The following is a 25799-nucleotide window of genomic DNA, read 5'->3' on the forward strand; positions in this document are numbered from 1 at the left end:
TGTTTCGATCATTCAAAATGATTGTTTAAAAGCAGCGTCAGTTGTACTCTTAAGAGAGAATAGAAAGAGGAGCGGTTGACTTTAGAGGATTAAAACATTTTCGTTTACAAATGTAGTCGCATTTGTTATGCTTGTTTTGTCGAAAGGTTTTAGAACATATAAATAATCTGGTTTTGATGAATGAGCGAAAGCAGCTAAAGTGAAATAAGCGAAAGTAGGGATAAATAATGAGTAATAAGAGTACAGGCAGTGATGAAAAAAATCATTCAATGCACGCAGATCATGAAATGAAAGGAATGGACCATACTGAACATGATATGAGCAACATGAATCATTCGATGCACGAAGATCATGATATGAGCAACATGGACCATTCAATGCATGAAGGACACGATATGGGCGGTATGGATCATAGTATGCATATGGGGAACTTCAAGCAAAAATTTTGGTTATCTTTGATCATCGCTATTCCGATCATTATACTATCACCAATGATGGGAATGGAGTTGCCTTTTCAATTTTCGTTTCCAGGTTCTAACTGGGTCGTTTTAGTGTTAGCCACTATTTTATTTGTTTATGGTGGTCAACCATTTTTAAGTGGCGCTAAAATGGAATTGAAAATGAAAAGTCCGGCAATGATGACGTTGATTGCAATGGGGATTTCTGTCGCTTTCTTTTACAGCTTATATTCGTTTGTTGCAAATACCTTTTTTCATGCACATGTCATGGATTTTTTCTGGGAGCTTGCGACATTGATCGTTATTATGTTGTTAGGGCATTGGATCGAAATGAATGCGGTGATGAATGCCAGTGATGCGTTGCAAGAATTAGCAGAACTGCTGCCGGATGAGGTGACACGAGTTAGAGCCGATGGCACTGAGGAAAAAGTTTCTCTACAAGCGGTCCACGAAAACGATCATTTGATTGTTCGTGCGGGTGACAAAATGCCGACAGATGGACTTATTGAAAAAGGAAATTCCATTGTTGATGAATCAGCTGTTACAGGTGAGTCTCGCGGTGTGATCAAAAAGGTAGGAGATCGTGTGATCGGTGGCTCTGTCAACGGAGATGGAACTATGACGATTTTAGTTACAGGAACAGGCGAAAGCGGTTATCTTGCAAAAGTAATGGACATGGTGCGCAAAGCCCAAGCGGACAAATCAAAACTAGAAGCACTATCAGACAAGGTAGCAAAATGGTTGTTTTATGTGGCATTATTTGCTGGGATTCTAGCATTTATTGTCTGGTTGTTTGTCAGTGATCTGCCTTCTGCTTTAGAACGAATGGTGACCGTTTTTATTATTGCTTGTCCTCATGCGTTAGGATTAGCGATCCCGTTAGTAGTTGCCCGTTCAACCTCTATTGCAGCCAAAAATGGCTTATTATTAAAAAATCGCAATGCACTTGAAAATGCTCATGATCTAGATATGATTTTATTAGATAAAACAGGCACGTTGACTCAAGGAACTTTTACTGTAACTGGTGTGGAAACATTTGCTGAAACTTTAGATAAAAGAGCGGTGTTACAATATATCGGTGCTTTAGAAACTAGCGCAAATCATCCAATTGCTACAGGAATCATGAACTACTTAAAGGAACAGAAGATCACACCGTTTAAAGCTTCGAATGAAAGAAATATTTCTGGTGTTGGGTTAGAAGGGCAAGTTGAAGGTAAAAAGGTAAAAATCATCAATGCCAAAGCATTGAGTCAATTGAATATGACAGTTGATCAGTCAGCTATTACGCACTATCAAGAACAAGGCAATACGATCAGCTATTTGTTGATCGAAGATCAATTAGTCGGTTTGATTGCTTTAGGTGATCAAGTCAAACCTGAAGCGAAGGAATTTATTGCCGCGTTGAAAGCACGGGGGATTGAGCCCGTTATGCTGACTGGAGATAATGAAGAAGCAGCATCTAGTGTTGCAAACTATTTAGGTATCGAACAATTTTATGCTAGTTTATTACCTGAAGGAAAAGAAAAAATCGTTGCTAAGTTAGTGAATGAGGGACATCGAGTAGCAATGGTGGGTGACGGAATCAATGATGCACCGAGTCTTGCACGTGCGACGATCGGAATTGCGATCGGAGCTGGAACGGATGTAGCGATCGATTCTGCAGATGTTGTATTAACAAATAGTAACCCGCTGGATATTTTGCATTTTATTGATTTGGCGAAACAAACTCGAATCAAAATGGTTCAAAATTTATGGTGGGGAGCGGGTTATAACATCGTTGCTATCCCTTTAGCTGCTGGTGTTTTAGCTCCTTGGGGAATCATCTTGAATCCTGCTGTCGGGGCTGCTTTGATGTCTTTAAGTACGATCATTGTAGCGTTGAATGCGATGACGTTGAAGATTAAAAAATAGAGAAGAGTTACTTTTTATAAAAATAAAAGAACAAACTAAAACAGAGGAGATCATCATCAGTTGATGTGCAGCTCCTCTGTTTTTATTAGCTCTATTGATCAAAGCTTTCCATTAACTTAGCTTGAGCTTCAATCCGTTCTTTGATCTTGATAATAAAACTATCTGGGCTAGTCACGGTCAAAAATGGTCCGAATGACAATATCCGAATCAACAGCTCTGTTTCATCGCTCGTATCATATTGAATGGTCAATTCATAGTGAGACTCATCCAATCGACGAGTCGTTTTGTGGTAATCAGCAAAATGAAGCATACTTCGTTTTAACGCTTGTCGCTTATCGATCAATTGACAAGTCATTTGTGCTTGCTTTCGATAAGAGGTGATCGGTAGAGCCAAATAGTCTCTTTTTTCTTCAGCTAACTGGACTGTAAGCATGCGATCAAGATTAAGTGTTACTTCAAATCGGCTGGTCCGTAAGATACGCCAAGCCTTTAAGCGAAAAAGATTATTCTTGGGTGAATAGTCTAATTTGAAGGGCAGAAAAAGACCGATTTTGCTGGATACTTTTTTATGTCGTTGATAGTCGATCAACAAAGGCCTTTTTTCCTGAATGGCTTCGATCAAGCATTTAAAATGGCGCTGCTGCTGTTTCTGATCAATGATCGAATCGATTTGGTTAAACTGATCATAATAAGTGATAGCGTTTAAATCGAAAAGTGGCTGAATTCCTTTAAGTTGCTGATCTAAATCAGAAATCTCATGATCTTCTAAGAAAAATGAAAGTTGAGGATCCTTCATTATCGTTTTGAGCCAGCGACGTTCTAAAGCCGTATATGTGCTAGGTGTCTCATTTTTCGTGATTGGAAACCAGCAATCAGGTTCTTTTTCAAATAATAAGTACCAAGGATTATTTTTGTTCTGCAAAGAAGGAAGGAGCTGCATCACAGACTCGTCAAATCCTTTCATTCGAACGATACGGTCCAGTTCTTTTGTTGATAATGCTTGCTTCTGATTTAAAATTTCCTTTACAATAGCAAAATAGATTCCATGTATTTCATGAAATAAAAAATCAGTCATCTATTTTTACCTCCTTTGAAGGGGAGTATAGTGCAATAAGTTCCTTTAAGTCGTTAATAAATAATGTCTCCCACTCTTTATCTGTACTTTCAATAGAAATGATTCTTCCGACAAATGTTCTGAGGAATGGGTTGATAGCAAATAGATCAATCAATTCAATTTCAAAAACGACTGTCTTTTGATCGATTCGATAGCTAATTCCCATTCGCTGTTCGCGAGCGATTCTTGTCATCAAATAATCCTCATATCCCTCCAAAATCTGAAGCAATACGCGTAATTTTTTTAAAGGTTTTTGATTAAAACTTCCGTTCCAAGAAGTCTCTTTCTTCTCAGAAAACTGTTCTTGAAAATCTAAATATTGTTCAACAGGTTCTTTCAAAATAACTTCTTTGATATTGTCGATTCTGATCGAAGTAAGTAAGTTTTTGTGAAGCAAGCCGACTAGATATTGTCTGCCGGTCTCTGTGCTAACATATAAAGACAGTGGTATTAGTTCAGCTTCTTTACCATTATATTGGTAAACAGATATATAACGGTGCTCCGTAATTGCAGCAAGAATGGTTAAAACAATTTCCTCATCTAAACTGTGAACAATAAAGTGATGCTTGAACGTAAACGGACTTTCGGTTTTCTGATTTAGCTTATTCAATAAAAATTGGCCAATAACACCACCAGGCAGAACTTCTTTATAAAAATGCAGAACAGGAATCATTTTTTTCTCTAAACTTAGAGGAGCGACTAACTGATAATGAAGTCGCTTCTCTTTTTCTATCTCTTGAAGGACACCTAGTCCACTGTATTCTTTCAGTTTGTTTCGGATGGTAATTTCTGAGAGTGTCGGTGCACCGTCAAAATGATTCAAGTACTCTTGGTGAAGCAATTCTGTCAATTCACTTAGGGACAATGACTCATAGCTTGTCAAACAATCTAGAATTGTAAAATGAAGAAAAACATCATTTTTAGTGAAACTTTTTGTTTGCCATAATTTAAAGAGTGGATTTGTGTCTAAGGGTTCTTGCTTGAGTTCAAGTCGAATCGTTTTCCCTTGGGCAGTTTGTTCCCATTCAGTATATTCGCTTAAGAAGCTTTCTATGCGACGACGCTCATTATCATAGCTACGTAAACTTTTTTCTTGAAATTCCTCTCGATGTTTAAAACCATTGATATAAAATTCTCTGGCATACGAGCGAATCGTATTAAAATCTTTGATCAACTCATTAAAAGACCTACTCATTTTTTTTCCTCACTATTTTTATTTGGTCATTTTATTATAGCAAATTCACTGATCAAAGTTCGCAACATTTTTTTAAGGCTGAAATGAACGGGGTGTTTTACAATGAATTCAGTTAAGTCATTACTGACAAAACATATCGAAAAAAGGAGTGAAAATAATGTTTGTACATTATGATAAATCAAAAAATGCTGCACCGATCAAAGTTTGGCTGCCTAAGGGGACGCTTGAGGAAAATGTGTTAGAACAAGCGCTGGACTTGGCTCAATTACCATTTGTTTTTAAATGGGTTGCTTTGATGCCGGATTGTCATTATGGCTACGGGATGCCGATTGGAGGAGTTTTAGCGACAAAAGATGTGATCGTTCCTAATGCAGTTGGTATGGATATTGGTTGTGGGATGTGCTACGTTCAAACGGATATTTTGTTCGCTGATTTGCAAAAAGTAGAACATGATAGACAACCACTTTTAAAATTGATCGTCAATCAAGTGATGCGTGATGTACCAGTCGGCTTTGCATTGCATAAAGAAAAGCAATCTTCTAAAGTGATCGACCAAGCATTGATCGATATGAGGGATGATCGAAGACTTCCAGAAGCAAAAGAAATTTTAGAGAATGCGTATTATCAAATAGGTACGTTGGGCGGAGGCAATCATTTTATCGAGTTTCAGCAAGATGATGAGGGCTATATCGGGATCATGCTTCATTCCGGAAGTAGAAATTTGGGTGCTAAGATTTGTCAACATTTTAATAAAGTAGCGAAAAACTTAAACGAAATCTGGCATAGTCGAGTACCTGAAAGCAATCAATTGCCTTTTTTACCGACAGAAACTGAAGCAGGTAAATCGTATTTAAAATGGATGAATATAGCGCTGGATTATGCTTATGAGAATCGTGAACAGATGCTTGAAAAAACAATGGAAATCTTTTCTCATTTTGTTGATAAGTATTTGGAAAAAGAAGTGAATTACAGTATGCGTGTGAACTGTCACCATAACTATGCAGCGTTAGAACATCATTATGGTCAAAATGTTTGGGTACATCGAAAAGGAGCAACACGTGCTAGAAAAGGTGAGTTGGGGATTATTCCTGGAGCAATGGGTTCATCGAGCTATATCGTAAAAGGATTAGGTGAACCAGAAAGCTTTCATTCATCTTCTCATGGAGCTGGACGTGTGTATTCACGTAAAAAAGCGAAAGAAGAAATTTCTGTTGAATCTGTGATCGTTGATTTGAAAGAAAGAGAAGTTATCCTTGGCAAAGTGAAAAAGGCAGATGTCGCAGAAGAAAGTCGTTTTGCGTATAAAAATATCGATGAAGTGATGGGAAATCAAGAAGAACTAGTCACGCCTATCAAAAAATTAACTACAATAGGTGTCATCAAAGGATAGAAAGCAGGGAGTAAAATGAAAAATCAAGAATTTACAAATAATAATCAGCATTATAGACAGCTTGAGGAAAATATGCAAAAAGAATTTCATCAATTGCTTTATGAGAATCAACCATTGTTCAAAGTCGCGCTTACCGACGATTTGTGGCTTCATTATCTGGAATCACTTGAGCTATCAAGTCGACAACAGTATAACTGTAGTTGCTGCAAAGCATTTATTAGAAAGTATGGAGATCTAGTTATTCTGACAGAGGATGGTCAAATAAAATCTGCACTTTGGCATCCAGAAACTGTACCTGATTATTTTAAAGCAGCAGTAACACAACTCAAGAAAGTGGTTGAAGCGAGTTCTATCAAAACAGTTTTTTATTCAGATCAGCGTCAGCTGGGAACGCCATTTTCTGGGGAAAGAAGCCACTTATCACTGATGTTGCCTAAACACTATGTAAGTAAGTCTGCTTTGAAAACAGCCAATCAGCTGATGGCGGAAAAGAAAGCAGAATTTCAACTTTTTGAAGCTACCTTACACATGTATTCTAGAGACAGTGTTTCTATAATGAAAACACTTATCGACTCAGGTGCTCTTTATCGCAGTGAACGATTTATCGGTATGATCTCATGGTTTGACGAAGCACAACAAGTGATTTTGAAAGAAAAAGATGCTCTCGTGAGAGAACGTTTGATGTGGCGTTATATAGCAAAAGCCAAAACAGGCTATTGCCATTTGAAAAATTCGATGATCGGCACCTTGCTTGATGATTATCAGGCAGGTATAAATACTGATGAATTGATCCGACGCTATAACGATAAAATGGACCCATCACAATATATGCGTGCGCAATCGGCTCCTACTGAAGGTGCTTTGATCGAAGCAGAAAAATTAGTTGAAAAAATTGGCATAACAGATGCGTTAGAACGTCGTTTTGCTCGTTTAGATGAGATTCCAGAATTCATTTGGCGTTCTCCTGAAAAGAAAGTGGAAAAACAAAAAATGGGATTGTTTAGTGGGATTATTCCGAAAATCCCAAAGGTCAAGATTATTGATTGGCCGATCACTACAATGACCTGGAAAAAGTTTTCTGAAACTCTTCTGCCGCAAGTAAATAAAATTGAAGCTAGAGTTGATGATACGAATCGTTTGATGAGTTTAGTGACGGAGAATATACCAGACTCTAAAAGCATTTTCCAATGGGATAATCCATTCTCTTGGTATTATCACGGCGGGGTAGATGGTGAAATCAAGCGTCGTGTCCAAGAAGCGGGTGGCAGATATGAAGAAAATGATATCCGCTGTTCGCTCATTTGGGAAAATCGTACGGATTTGGATTTGCATTGCTTGACACCGGCTGGTAAACATATTTTCTATAACCGAAAACGTGAAACAAATGGTTGGCTGGATGTTGATATGAATGTTCGTGGAGAAACGATGTATCCAGTTGAAAATATTCGCTGGACGAAAGGAGAAGGTGTGGAAGGAAACTATCGGTTTTATGTTCATAATTATCGGGATAGGAGCAATGGATGGGGCACGCCTTTTAAAGTAGAGCTGGAAGTCGCGGGGCAAGTTTATACTCATCAAGGAGAGTTGAGTGTAACAGGTGCGCAAGAAACAGTTTTTGAGTTCATCTATAAAAAAGGACAGATAGCCAAAATGTTGACTAGTAATCAAAGCAGAGAGTATGATACATGGAATCTTACACAAGGAGCATTTGTGGAAGTTACAGGGATCACTAAATCACCCAATCTTTGGGGAGAAAGAAATTGGGAACAAAACGGAAATCATACATTCTTCTTGTTAAAGGACTGTCGTGATGAGAGTCAAGGCAAAGGTCGTGGTTTCTTCAACGAAATGTTGATACCTGAGTTGAGGGAAATAAGAAAGACTCTAGAAATTTATACGGCGATGACACCGATCAAAGCGGCAGAGATGGCAACAGCTTGCGGGCTTGGATTTAGTAAAGAAGCTGAATGGAATGTGTTATTAAAAATTTCTATCGATGGTATGGAGCGATTGATCAAAATTGATCGATTTGACTGATTTCGATTAAATGGATAAAAAAATGTTTAAAAAGAACAACCGTCCCAATTATTTTTATTGAGACGGTTGTTCTTTTTTTCGTAAGAGCGATTAAATCGTAATCGTCTCTTTAGCAGTTTCAGCTAATTCTTTCTTCAATTCGCCAATAATTTCTATTCCTGCACTCGTTCCAATTCTTTCCGCGCCACAGGCAATCATTTTTTTGAAAGTTTCGGCATCACGAATTCCACCGGCCGCTTTGACCTTCACTTTATCACCCACATGTGTTTTCATCAATTTAACATCATCGAAAGTTGCTCCTGTCGGCGCAAAGCCTGTCGATGTTTTGATGAAATCCGGCTCGACTTTTTTAGCTATTTCACTAAGCTTGATTTTTTCTTCATCAGTCAGGTAAGCATTTTCAAAAATAACTTTAGAAATCACATGGTTTTTACGGCAAATCGCAACGATACCTTCCATCTCTTCTTCGATATATAGCCAATTTTGAGCTTTGACCTCAGTCAGGTTGACTACATAATCGATTTCAGTGGCACCGATCTTGATTGCGTTCTCTGTTTCGAAAAATTTCGCTTCTTTAGAAGTTTGTCCTAAAGGAAAGCTAATGGCTGCGCCGATATTGATATCCGTCCCTGCCAATAATTCAGCGCATAACTTCGACTGGACTTGGTTGATAGCGACCATCTTGAAATGATAGTCTTTCGCTTCTTGGCAAAGCTTGCTCATATCTGCGGTGGTAGCATCAGCCTTCAGGTTGGTATGATCGATAAAACGTGCTAACTCATCGATAGTATAATTCGACATGTAAATCCCTCCTATATGTAATTACATAATGAGTGTAAAACGAAAAATTTTTCTTGTCAAGAGAAAAAATATTCAAATAAGTTATTGACATATTAATTGTAAGGGGTTACTATTTGGGTGCGGTAAGAATTAATGTAATTACATAAATGGAGGTTATAAAATGAAGCTATTACTTGTCTCGCATGGAACCTTTGCAACTGGCTTATTGGAAAGCTATGTCATGATCGCTGGCGAAAATAGTGATATTTCTGCAATTTGTTTGACAGATGATGGGATTGGAGATTTCTCTAAACGTTTGCAGGACGTTGTACAAATGCATCTTGATGAAGGTCTTTTGATTCTGTGTGATATTAAAGGAGGAACGCCCTTCAATGAGGCGTATCGGGAATTTTTGGCAAATCCGCAGCAAGTAAAAGTGGTGACAGGGATGAATCTACCAATGTTGATTGAAACAGGCGTCGCCCTTCAAAGCGGTAGAAAGCTTGAAGAATTATTTGAACTAGCAGTCAATACGGGTAGAAGCTCTGTTGAAGGTACTGAGGTATTAGCACAACAAGAGGATGAGATCGACTTTTAAAGGAGGAAAACAACATGACAATTACATTAGCAAGAATCGATGACCGAGTGATTCATGGACAAACAACGACACGATGGACCAAAGCAAGACCTGTCCAAGGGATCTTAGTTGTAGGGGATGATATCGCTCAGGATGACTTAAGAAAAAAAGTACTGAAGGCAGCGGCTGGAAACTTGAAATTAGGAATTTATACCGTAGAGCAAGCAGTTGAAAGTGTGCCGAAAGGGAAAAACTCACAAAAAGATTTCTTTCTTATCAGTAATTCGCCGCAAACCTTTGCGAAATTGGTAAAGCTTGGCGTTGATTTTGGTAAAAAACTCAATGTTGGACCGATGAATACTCGTGCTGGAGCAAAAGTGTTAGGACGAACAGTAGCCATCGATGAAAAAGATTATGAAGCTTTCGAATATATGGATCAACAAGGAATCGAAATCGGATTTCAATTGTTGCCGGATGATGAAATTAAACCTTGGAAACAATTAAAAGCCAAATATGATGGGATGTAATGGGAAAAACAGATAGGGGGAACCAAAATGGATACAGGATTATTATTGCCAGCATTATTGACTGGAATTTTTTGTTACTTAGGTGCGATCGAAACCCCATGGCTTTTCGGCATGACGGGCGGCTTTTACATTGTTGGCCGGCCTTTGGTTGCAGGATTACTGGTAGGGATCGCTTTTGGTGATGTGCAGGCGGGGATTCTTTGTGGCTTAGCTGTTCAAGCCGTTTTTATTGCCAATTTAACCACTGGGGGAGCAACGAACAGTGAGATCACGTATGCGGCATATGGCGGCATCGGTTTGGCTTTAGCAACGACTAAAGACCCTGCTGTTGCAGTTACTTTGGCGATTTTGATCGGGCAAACATTTGGACTTATTTTTTACAATTCTAGAATGGCAGCGTATTCTTTTTGGAATACTCGGGCGCAAACAGCCGCAGAGAAAAATGATGATCGAGGAATCGTTTTGAATCATGTTGTTTATCCTCAGATCACGACCTTCTTATTGCGTGCAGTACCAGTATTTTTAGCAATATTTTTAGGAAAAGGATTAGTGAATTGGCTTCTTTCAAACGTTCCTCAGGTCGTAACGGATATTATTTCTGTTTTGGGCGGCGTCTTACCGGCATTAGGAATCGCTATGCTAATGAGCATCGTAGTCAAAGAAAAGGCGCACTTGATTTTCTTTTTTGCTGGTTTTGTTTTAATGGCATTTGCCGGGTTGAATATGATCGCTTTAGTATTTATAGCGGCACTTGTCGCTTATATCGTCTTTTTAGCAACAGGCAATGCGTCTAATGCTCAACCTAAAGCAGCAAATCAATCGGCTGATTCTACTGTATTTGAAGATGATGATCTATTCTAGAAAGGATGAACTGACATGGAACAAACAACGAAGCGTTTATCAAAGAAAGAGTTACGTCAAATTTGGAAACGTTGGGGCTTCACCCATCTTTCTTCGATGAGTTATGAAAAATTACAAGCGCATGCCTGGGCGTATTCCTATCTGCCATTTGCTGAAAAATACTATAAGAATGATCCAGAAAAAAAGAAACGTTTATTGATGCGTCATTCAATGTTCTATAATACTGAACCACAAACGGGACAACTGATCAATGGGATCGTAGCATCTTTAGAAGAAGAGATAGCTATTGGCGGCGATGTGCCGGAGGAAATGCCGATCAATATCAAAACGACGCTGATGGGACCCTTAGCAGGAATTGGAGATTCGATCATTCAGGGCATCATCGTACCGATCCTATTGTCGATCGGTATGGGCTTGGCTTCTGGCGGGAATGCCCTAGGACCGATCTTTTATATCTTATCGTATGGAGTAGTTGGGGTACTGATTTCTTACCTTGCGTTTATGAATGGGTATAAATTAGGTGTAAACGCCATTGATGTGATTATTGGCGAAAATGCGAAACGAATCACAGATGCCTTCAACATTTTAGGTGTGATGGTTGTCGGAGGCTTAGCTGCTTCGAATATTGCGCTCGTGACAAAACTAAAAATTCCAATGGGCGAAGAAGTCCAAGCCTTACAAGATGTCTTGGATGGCATTTTTCCTAAGGTACTACCGTTGGCGATGGTATTATTAGCTTGGTATTTATTGACGTCTAAGCAATTGACAGCAACAAAAGTTATTTTAGTATTGACGGTTATTTCTGCGATCGGTGTTGCCGTCGGCGTTTTTTAGGAGTGGTGAAAAAGCATGTTTATATTAAAATCGATCCCCAAAAAAAGAATTTGGGGAACTCCTCGTTTACAAGCCTATTCAACAGAAAGCTGTGAGGGGAAAATCGGTTCTGTGTATTCTGCATCTGCAACTGAAGAAATCGATAGCCCTATTGTTTCGAAACAGCAGACATTACGTGAGGTAGTTCAAAAAAATCCACAATCCTTTGGTTTGCTTGAAGGAGAAGAATACCCTTTGATCATTTCGATGACTGGCGCAGATGAGGATTTGAGCATTCAAGTGCATCCTACTGATGACTATGCTGAAAAAACAGTCAATAAGCCGTATGGAAAAAGTGAAGCTTGGTTCTTTTTAACTCCACCAAAAAGTGGATCGATCATCGCGGGTCAAACAGCAGCTTCCAAACAAACCTTTATGACAGCGATCCAAGAGAATAAGTATGAAACGATTTTAGGAAAAACGACAGTGACGAAAGAATCGGTCGTGTATATTCCTTCTGGAACCATTCACGCATTGACCAAAGGCGCATTAGTCTATGAAATTCAGCAGTCTACAGATATCACATATCGTTTTTATGATTATGATCGTTCCGATGATTCTGGCATCAAAAGAGAACTGCATACAAAACAAGCGACTGAAACACTAGAATTACAACAAACTGTGCTAAAGGCTAATTTTGACTTAGGACAAACCCTAGATGTGAAAGAATTTACTGTCAGAAGAGCTCTTTTAGCAAAGAACTACCGAAATCAAAAATCCTTAGCACAAGTGATCACTGTTTTGACTGGAACAACTAAAATCGCAGAACAAGAGATTAAGCAAGGCCAGAGTATAATCGTTTTGCCAGATGAACAATTAGTGATCGATACACCATTTGAATGTATGATTGCCACACCAAAAGCATATTGGCGCGAGACTTCTGTCTAATTTATTGTATAATGAAGATACATGAGCGAGGAGGTAGTTTATGAATTTGCCTTTATACAAAAAAATCGAGCAGGATCTATTAGATAAGATCGAAGATGGAACCTATGCTGAAAATGAGCTGATCCCAACAGAATTAGAATTAGCAGAAGAATATCAAGTAAGCAGACCGACAGTAAGACAGGCGGTCCAAACATTAGTGGATGCTGGCTATTTAGAGAAGAGAAAAAAAAGAGGAACGATCGTTAAACGCCCAAAAATCGAGCAGGAATTTACCAAAGTGATCGAAAGTTTCGATTCTGAGATGAGCCGAAAAGGCTTGGTTCCAAAGACGAAAGTCATTGCTTTTAGAAAAGACGCTGCCAATGAAGAAGTGGCTGAAAACTTAGAGATTCTAGAAGGTGATGACGTCTATAAGCTGATTCGTTTACGGTATGCTGGAGAAAAACCGACAGTTTTAGTAACTACCTATATCCCGGCATTTCTATTTAAGGAACTTGATGAAGTCGATTTTTCTACAAATTTACTTTACAGTATCTTTAAAGAAAAAGGCTTTCCGATCAAGACTGTCTCACGTCGTCTAGATGTGATTCAAGCGGATGATACGGTGAGTGATTTATTGGATGTTGAGGTAGGCGCACCGCTGTTTTATTTCCATACTCGAGGATTTACAGACGGGAAGTTACCGATCGAGTATTCGATTTCAAAATATCGGGGAGATATAAATTCCTTTGTGTTTGAGATAACTGAAAATGGATAGAACTTGAATCATAGTTTGACTGTAAAAAATGTGTATGTGATATGCCGTAGGTGATGTCTCATACACATTTTTTGTTTTCTTTTTATACTAGAAAATCATTTATTAGATAAGAATAAAAAAATATGTTACATTTCAATTGAACGTCAATGTGCCATTATTTTAGTATACATGCTTTTTTTGTTACACGATTAAAAGACCAGAGGTGAAGTTGCGATGACCAATAATCAGGAAGAAGTAATGAAAGAGCTCTATAACCTTATTTTAAATCCCGGAACACGTGATTGGGAACGAGTGCAGTTAATAGAAGCGAAGAATCAAATAGAAATTGGTGCGAATTTCAAAGACCAGCTAGCTAAACTTGAAGCAGCCTTGCGCCCTCTGAATACGAGAAACAATCTAACTCCTGATGTAGCTGACTTTTATTCGAAAATCACAAACGACCCAATTGGAGAAAAGGTGTATGACTTTTCAAAACATATCGTTTTAGATGTCGACCATCAAGAACGAGCTGTTTTTGCTGGCGGCTGTTTTTGGTGTATGGTCGAGCCGTTTGAATCACGTCCTGGGATCATTTCTGTTTTATCTGGCTATACAGGAGGATCTGTTGAACATCCGACTTATGATCAAATAATAGGAGGAAGTACAGGTCATGTAGAAGCAGTTGAGATTATTTTTGATACACGCATGATCAGCTATAGAGAATTAGTGGAATTATACTGGGAGATTTCTGACCCAACGGATGCATTTGGTCAGTTTCAGGATCGCGGAAATCAATACAGACCGATCATTTTCGTTCAGAATGCGCAACAACGACAGATTGCTGAACAATCAAAGGAGGCGCTTGAAGCTTCTGGAAAATACAAAGAGCCGATCGTGACAAAAATTCAGTCAGCAACGGGATTTTGGCCTGCAGAAAATTATCATCAAGAATTTTATAAGAAACAGCCCAAACGATATAGAAAAATGAAGCGTGCTCGTCAAAATCTTATGAAATATCAACAGCTTAAAAATAAAATTCAACGTAAAAAAAGATAGAAAACGCAATTGAATTTGTCGATAATTTCCCTGAATTAAAATGAAAACGTATTTATTTTTTTGTTTCTTGTAAGACTATTGACAATAAAACCTATATGCGTTAATATCGAACAGTATTAATTACTAACGCTGTTAGCTATTAACGGTGAAAGTGATTATTTTAAAAGAAGGAGGAGTCATATGTCATTCGCAGAGGAAGCTGAACAAGAGCTTATTCGTTTGATGGTGGAAAACCGTAATAGTGCCTTCAGCAAGTTTGAAAAGAGTAATCAAGGTGAAAATATCGTCATCAAATTTCTCTATAAACATGGTGAACCCACTAGCCCGAAGCATTTAGCGGAATCACTGAATTTATCCAGTGCCCGAATTGCTGTTGTTTTAGGAAGTTTAGAAAAAAAGGGACTGATCGAGCGTAATATGGACCCAAATGACCGTAGAAGAATCAATGTTACTTTGACGGAGTGCGGCAAGAAAGCGGCCAAACAAGAGAAAAAGCAAATGCGTGATAAAGTCGTTCAAATTTTCAAAATGATGGGCGAAGACGATACAGTACTGTTTATTGAACTCGTTGCGAAATTTGTTGACTGCGCCCAAAAATTATCTCTGAAAGAGGAAGGTGACCAATAGTGAAGATTTTTAAATATCTAGGCAAATACTGGTATGCGGTCATCGCAGTTCTTGTGCTTTTAGTCGTACAAGCCAATAGTGATCTAAGCTTACCAAACTTAACATCCGACATTGTTGATATCGGTATTCAACAAGGAGGGCTTGAAAACTCTACGCCTGAAAAAATCAGAAAATCAACTCTTCAGGGAATTGAAATGTTCATGACTGAAGATGAAAAGAAAACCATTGAGGACAACTACAAAGAAACAACTCAAAAAATCGATGGTGAAAAAGTAGACATTTATAAACTAGATCTGCAAGAAGGAATGACAAAAGAAAAGCTTGCTAAGGTCTTTGATCTACCGATGATGATGTTAGCATCTTCTCAAGCAAAGGATTCTAAAAGTGCAAGTGAAGCCAAAGCAATCATCGAAGACTATAAAGCAATCGGAAACGATGCTGAAAAAGCCCAAAAGTTAGGAGCAGAGGCTAAGGCATTAGGCGAACAAGCAAAAGCAGCTGGCGAAGCTGCAGCAAGTGCAACAGATGCCGCTACTGCGGCAGCCAATGCCAGTGAAGCTCAATCTTTAGCGGCGCAAGCACAGGAAAAAGGGGCTGAAGCACAGAAGCTTGCAGATTCCTTACAAACAAGAACGGATGAAATGCCCGCAAAAGTGGAAGCTGCTAGAAAGAAAACAGAAGATAACTTAGGTGATCTCGGAACAAATTCACTTAGAACTGTGGGGATCCAATTAACGTTAGCTGAATATAAGGCGTTGAATATGGACACACAACAAATTCAAACGGATTATATTATTAAAACTGGATCAAAAATGATCTTGTTAACATTGATTTCTGCTGTCGCTGCAATTATTGTCGGTTTGATCGCTTCGATCGTGGCAGCATCTGTCGGACGAAATTTACGTGTGGGACAATATGAAAAAACATTGCAATTCTCCAACACAGAAATGGAAAAATTCTCACCAGCATCATTGATCACTCGTAATACCAATGATATCCAACAAATGCAGATGGGGATCGTCATGATCATGCGTATCGTATTATATGCACCGATCCTTGGTATTGGCGGAATCTACCAAGTCTACCGAACAGGAACTGGTATGGGCTGGATCGTTGGAGTAGCGGTCGGCGCGGTATTGGTTTTAGTTCTAACCTTATTGGCAACAACGATGCCTAAGTTTAAGGCGTTACAAAATTTGGTGGATAGAGTGAACTTAGTTTCTCGTGAAATCATCACTGGACTACCTGTTATTCGGGCATTTTCTCGTGAAAAATTTGAAGAAAAACGTTTTGACCGTGCAAATACAGATTTAATGAAAACTCAATTATTTGTCAACCGCGCAATGTCGATCATGATGCCGGTAATGATGCTATTGATGAATGGGATTTCTGTCTTGATCGTTTGGGTCGGTGGTCATAATATGGATATGGGCCAACTTCAAGTTGGGGACATGATGGCCTTCATCACCTATACAATGCAAATCGTTATGGCCTTCATGATGTTGTCGATGGTATCGATCATTCTTCCTCGTGCAAATGTAGCAGCAGGCCGTGTGGAAGAAGTTCTTGAGACCGTACCGACGATCGAAGATCCAAAACAATCAAAAGACGACCATGAATTCAATGGCGAAGTGAAATTCGAAGCTGTTCAATTTAGATATGGCGATGCCGATGAGGATGTCTTACATCATATCAATTTTGTGGCAAAACCAGGGCAAACGACCGCATTGATTGGTTCAACAGGATCTGGTAAATCAACGGTCATCAATTTGATTCCTAGATTATTCGACGTCACAGGTGGACGAATCACAATCGATGGCATCGATATTCGGGAAATGTCCTTGCATAAATTACATGAAATCATCGGATTTGTTCCTCAAAAAGGGGTACTTTTCTCAGGTGATATCGCGTCAAACATCAAATTTGGAGATGCAGATATTTCAGATGAACAAATGAAAAAAGCAGCTCAAATTGCACAAGCAGAAGAATTTATCGATTCGAATGAAAAAGGCTACAGCCGTGAGATTTCTCAAGGTGGAACGAATGTTTCCGGTGGTCAAAAACAACGTTTGTCCATTGCTCGTGCTCTAGCTAAAAATCCTAAGATCTTGATTTTTGATGACTCATTTTCAGCACTTGATAATAAAACTGATGTTGCTTTACGTAAGGCTTTGTCTGAAAATATCAAAGATGCAACACAGATCATCGTTGCTCAAAAAATTTCAACGATCCTTCATGCAGATAACATTATCGTGTTAAATGAAGGACGTATCGTTGATCAAGGAACGCACGAAGAACTGATGAAATCATCAAAAGTATATCAAGAAATCGCTCAGTCACAATTAAGCAATGCTGAATTAGGCATAGAAGAAGCGGAGTAAGGAGGAGCAAATAATGGCAGAAGAAAAACAAAACCGCCCTCGTCGCGGCGGTGGTCCTGGACAAATTGCTCCAGTAGAAAAAGCAAAAGATTTCAAAGGAACGATCAAGAAATTAGTGTCGTATATCGGCGCCTATAAAATTCCTGTATTCTTTGTGATGATCTTTGCGATCGCCTCAACCGTATTCAATATTTGGGGACCAAAAATTTTATCCAAAGCAATCACAGAATTATTTAATGGTTTAATCAAGAAATATCAAGGAACCGGTGGGATCGATTTTGAAAAAATCGGTGGTATCCTATTATTCATGCTAGGTTTATACCTTGTTGCATCGTTATTCGGGATCATCCAAGGCTGGATCATGTCGACGATTTCGCAAAAAATCACCTACCGCATGAGAAAAGAAATATCAGAGAAAATCAATCGTATGCCGATGAACTATTTTGAAAGTCGGACGACTGGGGAAGTTTTATCTCGTATCACAAATGACGTGGATACATTAGGACAATCATTGAACCAATCGATCACACAACTGATTACATCTGTCTTCACCATCATTGGAGTTATCGTGATGATGCTTTCGATCTCAGTTAAAATGACAGGAATTGCGATTTTGATCGTACCGATTTCCTTTATTTTGATCATGATCGTTGTAAAAAACTCACAAAAATACTTTAAAACACAACAAGAATATCTTGGTGTGATCAATGGTAAAGTTGAAGAAACGATCGGCGGTTACAATATCGTGCGTTTGTTCAATGATGAAGAAAACTCTTTGAATGAATTTAAAGAACAAAATGATGTGCTATTCAAATCAGCTTGGAAATCTCAATTTCTTTCAGGTTTGATGCAGCCGATCATGAACTTTGTCGGAAACTTAGGGTATGTTGCAGTTGCGATCGTTGGTGGGATCATGGCATATAATGGTTCGATCACAGTTGGGGATATCCAAGCGTTCATCCAATATGTACGTAACTTAACACAGCCGATCGCTCAATTAGCGCAAGTATCTAATATGCTTCAATCAATGGCGGCAGCTGCTGAACGTGTCTTTGAATTCCTTGGTGAGGAAGAAGAAGATCAAACGGTACCAAATCCAGTGAAAATCGATAAAGCCGAAGGAATGGTCGACTTTGACCATGTACAATTTGGTTATACACCAGATAAAATCGTTATCCATGATTTCAGTTCCCATGTGGAACCAGGACAGACAGTTGCGATCGTTGGTCCAACGGGTGCAGGGAAAACAACAATGGTCAAATTGCTGATGCGTTTTTACGATGTCAATTCTGGTGCAATCAAGATCGATGGCCACAATATCAAAGATTTCAATCGTGCCGATCTACGTAAGAATATCGGAATGGTTTTACAAGATACTTGGTTATTCAAAGGAACCATCATGGAAAATCTTCGGTATGGTCGTCTTGAAGCAACGGATGAAGAAGTCTACGCTGCTGCGAAAGCGGCCCATGTCCATCATTTTATCCAAACATTGCCTGGCGGCTACAATATGGAATTGAATGAAGAGTCTTCTAATATCTCTCAAGGTCAAAAACAATTATTGACGATCGCCCGTGCTATTTTAGCCGACAAACCGATCTTGATCCTAGACGAAGCAACTTCTTCTGTTGATACACGAACAGAAGGATTGATCCAAGAGGCGATGAATAATTTAATGGCTGGACGTACGTCATTTGTTATCGCTCACCGTTTATCTACGATCAAAGATGCAGATAAGATCCTTTATATGCAAGACGGAGATATCAAAGAGCAAGGAACACATGATGAATTACTTGCTGAAGGTGGCTACTATGCGTCACTTTACAATTCTCAGTTTGAGGATTTAGCAGACGAAAACTAGATAGTAAAAAGAAAGTTAGAAATGATCTTTAAGAGGTCGTTTCTAGCTTTTTTTAATTATGGTAAAATGAAGAAGGACTTATCAAGTTTAAACCAAAGGAAACACTTAAGGAGGAGCCAGTGAAAGAAAAAATAATCGTTACAGGTGCAACAGGCTTTTTAGGAGAGTATGTGATACAGGAGCTAGTTGCCCAAGATTACGATGTAATTGCGGTTGGTAGAAATAGCAAACATCTGGCGATGTTGGTGGGAAAATATGGTGTAACGGCTTTGCAATTGGATTTATCGAATCGAGAACAAGTGCTGAAGGTTTGGCCGAAGAGTGTATCGGCTTGCATTCATTGCGCTGCACTGTCAACTGTTTATGGACCTTATACTGCTTTTTATGAAGCAAATGTAATGGTGACAAAAACTGTGATAGAAGCTTCGATTGCAGCTCACATTCCGCGCTTTGTTTTTGTATCTTCACCAAGTGTCTATGCAAAATGCAGAGATGATTTTGATATCAAAGAGCTTGATCCATTCAAAGACTTGTCTAAGCAGTCTTACTTGAATTATTATATCCAGACAAAAATTGAAGCTGAACAACTACTGCTAACTTATCAAGAACAAATCGAATTAGTTATCGTTCGACCTAGAGGTTTATTTGGTATTGGCGATACTAGTATTTTTCCTCGATTGATGGAAGTAAATAATAAGATAGGTATTCCTTTATTCCGAAAGGGACAAGGAAATATCATGGACATCACTTGCGTCGAAAATGTGGCGTATGCTTTACGGCTTTGTGTTGAAAAAGCAGACATTCAAGGAAGCATTTTTAATATCACCAATGGAGAACCGATGCCTTTTAAACTATTGATTGAACGGATTTTTGATCTTTTGGGAGAAGAAGTCCATTATCGTAAATTGAACGCACAGCTGATCTATCGTTTTGCAAGCATGTTAGAAGGTATCCACTATGGCTTGAAGCGGAATAAAGAACCGCTTTTGACAAGGTATACTGTGAGTATTTTGGCTTATAGTCAAACACTAGATATCAGTGCGGCAAAGGAGCGATTAGGCTATACACCGATCATGACGGTTGATGAAGGAATTCAAAAATATATTACGGACTATAAAATGAAATTGGATAGGTGAAAAAATGAAATTTACAATTGTTGGATCAGGCCGTCATTTGCCTGAAAGAGTCGTTTTATCGACAGAAGTCGATCAGCATTTCAATTTAGAACCAGGAGAAACACAACGCAGAACAGGTATTGCCAAACGTCATTTTTATGATGAAGGAACATCAAAGTTAGCGGCAAAAGCAGTGACTGCGGCTCTAAATGATGCACAATTGACGTATCAGGACTTAGATCTTTTGATTTGTGCGTCAGGTACATTTGAGCAGCCAATTCCGTGTACAGCGAGTTTAATTGCAGAACACTTTTTAGCAGAGGATCATCCGATTCCGTGCTTTGATGTTAATGCCACCTGCTTAAGCTTCATCAGCGCTTGTGAAATAGCACAGTCATTTCTTACAACTGGCAGATACTCGACTATTTTAATCGTTTCTGCGGAAGCTGGTGATGATGCTCTAGATCCAGAAGAGTTTGAGAGCAGTGCTTTAATCGGAAATGCGAGCGCAGCGTTTATTTTTTCTACAGCTAAGCAGCCCAAAGCACAGTATGATGTTGAGGTTTTAGGCGCAAGGTTTATGACCTATCCTGAATATGCTCATGCAGCAGAGATCAAAGCTGGAGGAAGCGCTGATTTTATTCCTGAAAATGAGCAAGACCGCTATTTCCATATGGACGGTTTTGAATTGATCAAAGCGATGCGCCGTAAATTGCCGGATTTTTTAAGTGATCTTTTAGCAGAAGCTCAAGTGGAGATAAAAGCTATCGATTTTGTTGTGCCGCATCAAGCGAGTGGTCCTGGTATGAAGATCGCTGGCCGGTTGGCTAAATTTTCAGATAAGCAGCTAATCAATATCATTGAAGAAACTGGAAACACGATTGCAGCTTCAATTCCATTCACCTTCGAGTATTTGTTGAAACGAGAAGAAGAATTTAAAGAAAAGATTGTTCTACTTCTAGGAACAGGGGCAGGAATGTCGATCGGCGGACAGTTACTAAGGATCAGTCGCCGATGATCAATCATATAACTGTTATTAAAACGGGGAAGGCGATGCAGCGTCCGTTTTGGACCAAAGCTGGCGGAACATTTCGAAAAAAGGAATACCCCATTTATTGCATTGAACTTGAGCACGAAAAACTAGGGAAGATTTTAATTGATACAGGCTATGGCAATCAGTTTTTATCTCGCTTAGCATCACTGCCGCGAATTGTCTACGGGAAATTATTTATTGAAAAGAAAGAGTCTGTAAATGAAAAATGCTCTATAGCTGTACAGACTTACGAATGGGTGATTTTATCACATTTCCATCCGGACCATATAGGCGGATTAGGGGAGCTGAACTATCGTAAATTGATAATATCTTCTGAAATCGAAGGGCTAATAAAGCAGCCGCGTATTCAACAATTAAGACAAGGCTTTTTTACAGAGCTAATGCCTAAATCAATAGAACAGGTGGATTTTATTGAACATAGTAAGAAAATAAACCTACCCGAGCTACAAGTTGAAGCATATGATCTATTTGGCGATCGCAGTGTTTGTGCGATTCCAATGGAAGGACATGCTGTCGGACAATCGATTTTTTATGTTCAAACAGTAGAAGGCCCCGTTTTACTGGCCATTGATGTTGCCTGGCATGTAGAATCGATTACCGAACACCGTTTTCCAAAAATTGTGACTAAATTAATCGTGCACGATTATAAAGAAATGAAACGCAATATCCGGATGTTAGCGAAAATTCATCAAGAAAATCCTGATCTTCCAATCGTGCTTTCCCATTGTCAAAACTCACTGAATTGGCTAAAACGATGGGATCAAGAGAATGGAGGCTGCATCGTTGACTATCAAGAAAATTAAACCTTTTATAAGTACCTATTTAGATGTAAGCTATCAAAGGTATTTAAGCATAAAGCACCCTGAAAGGTTCCGACAATTTCAGAAAAAACGTTTAAACCGTCATTTGAAAAGGATAGTGTCTAAATCCCCTTACTATCGAAGCCTTATAAACGAACAAGAAGAAATCAGTCTCAGCGATTTTCCAATCATGAATAAGGCTGTGATGATGAAAGAGTTCGACCAGCTAAATACCAAGGGAATTTCACTGTTGCAAGCCAAAAAAGTTGCACTTCAAGCGGAAGAGAATCGTGATTTTGCCCCTAAAATAGGCACAGTTTCTGTTGGTCTTTCCTCTGGGACTACAGGGAATCAAGGCGTCTTTTTAGTAAGCGATGAAGAGACTGTCCAGTGGTCTGCAGCTATGATGAATAAAGCCTTAGACCGTAAAAAATTTCATGGACAAGCAATTGTGATCGCCTTTTTCATGCGCGCCAATAACAATTTGTATGAGACAATCAACCAAGGAAATATTCAGCTTCATTTTTTTGATTTGTTGCATCCAGTAGAAGAAAATTTGAAGCAGTTAAAACAATTGAAACCCAATGTGATCGTTGCACAGCCGTCGATGCTCAGAATGATTGCTAATTTTTTTGACAAAGAATCACTGGATTTCTCACTAAAAGAAGTTTTCAGCATTGCCGAAGTTTTGGAAGAAGTTGACAAAGAATTTATTGAGCAGCGATTATCCTGTCGATTAAAAGAAATCTATCAAGCAACGGAAGGCTTTCTTGGAATCAGCTGTCATCATGGGACACTACATTTGAATGAAGAGATTGTTTATATTGAAAAAGAGTACTTAGCAGATGATTCTACTCGATTTGTACCAATTATCACGGATCTTTATAGAACTACTCAGCCTTTGATTCGCTATCGTCATACTGATATCTTAGTTGAGCGGGTGACTCCTTGCCCTTGTGGTAGTTCGTTTATAGCCTTGGAAAAAATTGAAGGCCGTGAGGATGATTGTTTTATTTTTGGTGAAGGGAAAGAAGCACAAGTCATTTTTCCTGATTTTATTCGTTATGCGATCACACGCTCAAGTGAGGAAATCCGACAATTTAAGTGCATCCAGCAAACGAGACAAATAATTGAGGTAACCTTGGAACTTTCACCGCAGGCACTTGAATCAGAAATCATACAGACTGTAAAAGCAAAGCTTAAAGCATTAGTAAAAGATGTCGATGAACAAAAGGCATTAACGATCACTATTAATGTCGCTTCGTTAGACTATGAACAAGACCAAAAAATGCGCCGTGTGATTTCTAATGTAAAAGGAGGAGAGCGCTGATGCGGATCGCATTATCAGGCGGGCGTTCTCCGTTAGCCCTTTTTTTCGGGAAGAAACTGAAGCAACAAGGTCATGAGATCTTTATGCTGGAACATCTTTCACCGACTTTTGCAACGTATTCATCTATTTTTACGAAAGTTCAAGTGGTTGCTTCACCTGTATTTCATTGGGAAACTTTTCGAATGGAAGTTTTGAACTTTCTAGAAGTGACTGATATCGAGTTATTTTTGCCAATCAATGAAGAGACGCTTTACTATGGACTGCTTCAAGAGGAAATTCGAGCGCTGGGAACGACATTTTTGATTGGTTCTCAGGACCTATTGGAAAAGTTACACAATAAATTAGATTTTATCAACTGGTGTAAAGATATTGGTTTAACTGCTCCAAAAACTGAATTGTATCAAGGGCATTCGATTGACTTTTCCAGTCAATTATTAAAACCTGTGTATTCTCGCTTTGGTCAATCAGTCATAACTTCGGAGATTGAGCTTGTCCAAAAGCAACCAAAGGCTAAAATGATTGTCCAAGAAAAAATCGTTGGTCAGCAGATTTGTGTTTCATTGATAATTCGAGAAAGTCGCTTGATTTCATATTGTGCATATGATACCAATTTAGGAATAGAAAATTATGCCAGTATCACGTATATTCCATTTGAACATGCTACATTGACCCAAATCGTCAAACGGTTAAGCGAAAATTTAGGGGATCAAGGGATTTTTAGCTTTGACTTTATGTTTGATGGAGAAAATTTTTTTTCGATCGAGTGTAATCCGCGCCTGACATTCGGCTCAATATTGGACAGTCAGCGGATTCTGGCAGGTCTTCTAGAAGAAAATGGCAGCAGTTTATCAGAGGTGAATCAGACACATTATGGAATCAAACTGCTTTGGTTGGGGAAAATACTTTATCATCGTGAATGGAGAAAAACTTTCAGGCTATATCGACAATCACGTGATGTGCTAGCTGAAGCATTCGATTGGCAGACTTGGTTGTGGATGCCATGGGTCTTAATGTCTTATTTCATCAAAGCAAGAAAACGAAAGCTTAGTATCACGGATTATGTAGTTCATGATATTTCATACCCCTATCAGCAGAGTAGTAAAGGAGAAATGGAATGATGAAAGCACGTTTATATTCAAGTGTTGATTTTGCTGAATGTCCCTTGACCAAACATCCATTGTACAGTTACATTCAAACTTTTCTAAGGAATGATCTTTCCAATTTAGTTGAAAACTGCAGCAATGCTGATTGTTATGCATTAGAAGTCGGACAAAAGCTTCTCCTAGTTGTTGATGCTACGTACGAAGATAGCCAAACTTATCCCACCTCTTTAAGAGCGCAATATTTAGATTATGCGCAAGAGGAGCTGTTCTTAACCAATATAAAAGGTAAAAAAATTTTAACTAAGGTGTTTCAGATTATAAAAATATTTGTCCCGAAAACAATAGATGAAGCGGTTTATGTGGGAAATTATTTATTATCGACAAATTTATTTCAAGAGTTTTCATTGGAAGAGCTTCAAGAAATCGAAACACTTTTGAAGCAACGATTCCCAACTAAAACGATCGTTTATCGTTCACAAAATCAATTGCTAAATCAGCAGCTGATGACCCATTTAGCTACTCTAAACTATCAGCCTTTTATATCTCGACAGGTGTTTATCGCTCATCAAGCACAAACCATTAAACAAAAAAAGAGTTTTAACAATGACCGTAGACTAGCTGCTAAAACAACCTTGGATGTGCGTACAGATTTTGATGTTAAAGCGTACAGCGAACGCATCGTGGAACTGTATTCGCAATTGTACATTACAAAATATTCTCAAATTAATCCGCAATACACACCAACATTTATTGAATCGATGGCAAGTGCGGAAAATACCTGTTTTACAGGAATATTTGAAGATGAAAAATTAGTCGGAGTGACAATGAGTTGGGAATTGGATGGTATGCTTACGGTTCCTATTTTAGGTTATGATTTAAGTTATCCTAAAAAAGTTGGGATCTATCGGTTATTGACCTATTATACATTGTTGCGTGTTGATGAAACAAAAGTCTTTCATATGAGTTCTGGAGTAGGCTCTTTTAAACTTTCACGGGGAGCAGTGTACCTTCCTGAGTATATCTATTTCAAATCATCGGCTTCCTCTAGAAAAAAGTATTCTTTATGGTTATTACAGAAGTTAAACAAGTTGCTCGTTTATATCAGCAAGAAGCATGTGTTTTAAT

General features: G+C 38.6%; 22 protein-coding genes. 19 read left to right on the plus strand and 3 right to left on the minus strand.

Annotated features, from left to right (window positions below; genetic code table 11):
• Positions 1-227 precede the first annotated feature (227 nt).
• Positions 228-2369, plus strand: coding sequence for a heavy metal translocating P-type ATPase (locus A5889_RS00205; protein ID WP_176372764.1), 2142 nt, complete (start codon positions 228-230; stop codon positions 2367-2369).
• Between the two features lie 91 nt (positions 2370-2460).
• On the opposite strand, the gene A5889_RS00210 is transcribed toward A5889_RS00205, so the two are convergent.
• Together A5889_RS00210 and A5889_RS00215 are read right to left on the minus strand one after the other, a co-directional pair.
• On the minus strand, positions 2461-3444 hold the full coding sequence (locus tag A5889_RS00210) for a WYL domain-containing protein (RefSeq protein WP_087639871.1): 984 nt from the start codon (positions 3442-3444) through the stop codon (positions 2461-2463).
• Positions 3437-4678 carry a WYL domain-containing protein gene (locus A5889_RS00215; protein WP_087639872.1) on the minus strand — a complete coding sequence of 414 codons (1242 nt, stop codon included), beginning with the start codon at positions 4676-4678 and terminating at the stop codon, positions 3437-3439. Before A5889_RS00215 ends, A5889_RS00210 begins: the two co-directional genes overlap by 8 nt.
• A 157-nt stretch (positions 4679-4835) precedes the next feature.
• Between A5889_RS00215 and A5889_RS00220 the strand changes: the two genes are divergently transcribed.
• Together A5889_RS00220 and A5889_RS00225 are read left to right on the plus strand one after the other, a co-directional pair.
• Positions 4836-6068, plus strand: a complete 1233-nt coding sequence (locus tag A5889_RS00220) for an RtcB family protein (protein ID WP_087639873.1) — start codon at positions 4836-4838, stop codon at positions 6066-6068.
• Positions 6069-6083: 15 nt separating this feature from the next.
• Positions 6084-8105: a YfaP family protein gene (locus A5889_RS00225; protein ID WP_087639874.1), complete on the plus strand. Its 2022-nt coding sequence runs from the start codon at positions 6084-6086 to the stop codon at positions 8103-8105.
• A 90-nt stretch (positions 8106-8195) separates the two neighbouring features.
• On the opposite strand, the gene deoC is transcribed toward A5889_RS00225, so the two are convergent.
• Positions 8196-8906, minus strand: coding sequence for a deoxyribose-phosphate aldolase (gene deoC, locus A5889_RS00230; RefSeq protein ID WP_087639875.1), 711 nt, complete (start codon positions 8904-8906; stop codon positions 8196-8198).
• Positions 8907-9066: 160 nt separating this feature from the next.
• On the opposite strand from deoC, the gene A5889_RS00235 reads away from it, so the two are divergent.
• The 16 genes from A5889_RS00235 to A5889_RS00310 all read left to right on the plus strand — a co-directional run bounded on the left by A5889_RS00235 (position 9067) and on the right by A5889_RS00310 (position 25798).
• Positions 9067-9483, plus strand: a complete 417-nt coding sequence (locus A5889_RS00235) for a PTS sugar transporter subunit IIA (RefSeq protein WP_087639876.1) — start codon at positions 9067-9069, stop codon at positions 9481-9483.
• A gap of 14 nt (positions 9484-9497) precedes the next feature.
• Entirely contained in the window at positions 9498-9989 is a 492-nt protein-coding gene (locus tag A5889_RS00240) for a PTS system mannose/fructose/N-acetylgalactosamine-transporter subunit IIB (protein ID WP_087639877.1), read from the plus strand.
• Positions 9990-10016: 27 nt separating this feature from the next.
• Positions 10017-10850 carry a PTS mannose/fructose/sorbose/N-acetylgalactosamine transporter subunit IIC gene (locus A5889_RS00245; RefSeq protein ID WP_087639878.1) on the plus strand — a complete coding sequence of 278 codons (834 nt, stop codon included), beginning with the start codon at positions 10017-10019 and terminating at the stop codon, positions 10848-10850.
• Positions 10851-10865: 15 nt separating this feature from the next.
• The gene (locus A5889_RS00250; protein ID WP_087639879.1) at positions 10866-11684 is read left to right on the plus strand and encodes a PTS system mannose/fructose/sorbose family transporter subunit IID; all 819 of its coding nucleotides are present in this window, start codon (positions 10866-10868) and stop codon (positions 11682-11684) included.
• Positions 11685-11699: 15 nt separating this feature from the next.
• Positions 11700-12611, plus strand: a complete 912-nt coding sequence (locus tag A5889_RS00255; RefSeq protein ID WP_087639880.1) for a class I mannose-6-phosphate isomerase — start codon at positions 11700-11702, stop codon at positions 12609-12611.
• 40 nt (positions 12612-12651) lie between these two features.
• Entirely contained in the window at positions 12652-13368 is a 717-nt protein-coding gene (locus tag A5889_RS00260; protein ID WP_087639881.1) for a GntR family transcriptional regulator, read from the plus strand.
• Positions 13369-13581: 213 nt separating this feature from the next.
• Entirely contained in the window at positions 13582-14403 is an 822-nt protein-coding gene (msrA, locus tag A5889_RS00265; protein WP_087639882.1) for a peptide-methionine (S)-S-oxide reductase MsrA, read from the plus strand.
• A gap of 180 nt (positions 14404-14583) precedes the next feature.
• On the plus strand, positions 14584-15030 hold the full coding sequence (locus A5889_RS00270) for a MarR family winged helix-turn-helix transcriptional regulator (RefSeq protein WP_087639883.1): 447 nt from the start codon (positions 14584-14586) through the stop codon (positions 15028-15030).
• Entirely contained in the window at positions 15030-17411 is a 2382-nt protein-coding gene (locus tag A5889_RS00275; RefSeq protein WP_087639884.1) for an ABC transporter ATP-binding protein, read from the plus strand. The genes A5889_RS00270 and A5889_RS00275 overlap by 1 nt, the downstream gene beginning before the upstream one ends.
• 13 nt (positions 17412-17424) lie before the next feature.
• The gene (locus A5889_RS00280; protein WP_087639885.1) at positions 17425-19272 is read left to right on the plus strand and encodes an ABC transporter ATP-binding protein; all 1848 of its coding nucleotides are present in this window, start codon (positions 17425-17427) and stop codon (positions 19270-19272) included.
• Between the two features lie 119 nt (positions 19273-19391).
• Positions 19392-20408: an NAD-dependent epimerase/dehydratase family protein gene (locus A5889_RS00285; RefSeq protein WP_176372765.1), complete on the plus strand. Its 1017-nt coding sequence runs from the start codon at positions 19392-19394 to the stop codon at positions 20406-20408.
• 4 nt (positions 20409-20412) lie between these two features.
• Entirely contained in the window at positions 20413-21405 is a 993-nt protein-coding gene (locus A5889_RS00290; protein WP_087639887.1) for a 3-oxoacyl-[acyl-carrier-protein] synthase III C-terminal domain-containing protein, read from the plus strand.
• The gene (locus tag A5889_RS00295; protein WP_087639888.1) at positions 21402-22244 is read left to right on the plus strand and encodes an MBL fold metallo-hydrolase; all 843 of its coding nucleotides are present in this window, start codon (positions 21402-21404) and stop codon (positions 22242-22244) included. Before A5889_RS00290 ends, A5889_RS00295 begins: the two co-directional genes overlap by 4 nt.
• The gene (locus A5889_RS00300; RefSeq protein ID WP_087639889.1) at positions 22210-23571 is read left to right on the plus strand and encodes a F390 synthetase-related protein; all 1362 of its coding nucleotides are present in this window, start codon (positions 22210-22212) and stop codon (positions 23569-23571) included. The genes A5889_RS00295 and A5889_RS00300 overlap by 35 nt, the downstream gene beginning before the upstream one ends.
• Positions 23571-24689: an ATP-grasp domain-containing protein gene (locus tag A5889_RS00305; protein WP_087639890.1), complete on the plus strand. Its 1119-nt coding sequence runs from the start codon at positions 23571-23573 to the stop codon at positions 24687-24689. The genes A5889_RS00300 and A5889_RS00305 overlap by 1 nt, the downstream gene beginning before the upstream one ends.
• Positions 24686-25798 (plus strand): hypothetical protein, encoded by a 1113-nt coding sequence (locus tag A5889_RS00310; RefSeq protein WP_087639891.1) that lies wholly within the window; start codon positions 24686-24688, stop codon positions 25796-25798. The genes A5889_RS00305 and A5889_RS00310 overlap by 4 nt, the downstream gene beginning before the upstream one ends.
• Position 25799 lies beyond the last annotated feature (1 nt).

Origin of the sequence: Enterococcus sp. 9D6_DIV0238, assembly GCF_002174455.2 — a bacterium.
GTDB classification, from domain to species: domain Bacteria; phylum Bacillota; class Bacilli; order Lactobacillales; family Enterococcaceae; genus Enterococcus_L; species Enterococcus_L dunnyi.

Bases quoted from the DNA above. Each gene is read 5' to 3' on its own strand.
- A5889_RS00205 (WP_176372764.1), top strand. From the start codon at position 228: ATGAGTAATAAGAGTACAGGCAGTGATGAAAAAAATCATTCAATGCAC.
- A5889_RS00210 (WP_087639871.1), bottom strand. From the start codon at position 3,444: ATGACTGATTTTTTATTTCATGAAATACATGGAATCTATTTTGCTATT.
- A5889_RS00215 (WP_087639872.1), bottom strand. From the start codon at position 4,678: ATGAGTAGGTCTTTTAATGAGTTGATCAAAGATTTTAATACGATTCGC.
- A5889_RS00220 (WP_087639873.1), top strand. From the start codon at position 4,836: ATGTTTGTACATTATGATAAATCAAAAAATGCTGCACCGATCAAAGTT.
- A5889_RS00225 (WP_087639874.1), top strand. From the start codon at position 6,084: ATGAAAAATCAAGAATTTACAAATAATAATCAGCATTATAGACAGCTT.
- deoC (WP_087639875.1), bottom strand. From the start codon at position 8,906: ATGTCGAATTATACTATCGATGAGTTAGCACGTTTTATCGATCATACC.
- A5889_RS00235 (WP_087639876.1), top strand. From the start codon at position 9,067: ATGAAGCTATTACTTGTCTCGCATGGAACCTTTGCAACTGGCTTATTG.
- A5889_RS00240 (WP_087639877.1), top strand. From the start codon at position 9,498: ATGACAATTACATTAGCAAGAATCGATGACCGAGTGATTCATGGACAA.
- A5889_RS00245 (WP_087639878.1), top strand. From the start codon at position 10,017: ATGGATACAGGATTATTATTGCCAGCATTATTGACTGGAATTTTTTGT.
- A5889_RS00250 (WP_087639879.1), top strand. From the start codon at position 10,866: ATGGAACAAACAACGAAGCGTTTATCAAAGAAAGAGTTACGTCAAATT.
- A5889_RS00255 (WP_087639880.1), top strand. From the start codon at position 11,700: ATGTTTATATTAAAATCGATCCCCAAAAAAAGAATTTGGGGAACTCCT.
- A5889_RS00260 (WP_087639881.1), top strand. From the start codon at position 12,652: ATGAATTTGCCTTTATACAAAAAAATCGAGCAGGATCTATTAGATAAG.
- msrA (WP_087639882.1), top strand. From the start codon at position 13,582: ATGACCAATAATCAGGAAGAAGTAATGAAAGAGCTCTATAACCTTATT.
- A5889_RS00270 (WP_087639883.1), top strand. From the start codon at position 14,584: ATGTCATTCGCAGAGGAAGCTGAACAAGAGCTTATTCGTTTGATGGTG.
- A5889_RS00280 (WP_087639885.1), top strand. From the start codon at position 17,425: ATGGCAGAAGAAAAACAAAACCGCCCTCGTCGCGGCGGTGGTCCTGGA.
- A5889_RS00290 (WP_087639887.1), top strand. From the start codon at position 20,413: ATGAAATTTACAATTGTTGGATCAGGCCGTCATTTGCCTGAAAGAGTC.
- A5889_RS00295 (WP_087639888.1), top strand. From the start codon at position 21,402: ATGATCAATCATATAACTGTTATTAAAACGGGGAAGGCGATGCAGCGT.
- A5889_RS00300 (WP_087639889.1), top strand. From the start codon at position 22,210: ATGGAGGCTGCATCGTTGACTATCAAGAAAATTAAACCTTTTATAAGT.
- A5889_RS00305 (WP_087639890.1), top strand. From the start codon at position 23,571: ATGCGGATCGCATTATCAGGCGGGCGTTCTCCGTTAGCCCTTTTTTTC.
- A5889_RS00310 (WP_087639891.1), top strand. From the start codon at position 24,686: ATGATGAAAGCACGTTTATATTCAAGTGTTGATTTTGCTGAATGTCCC.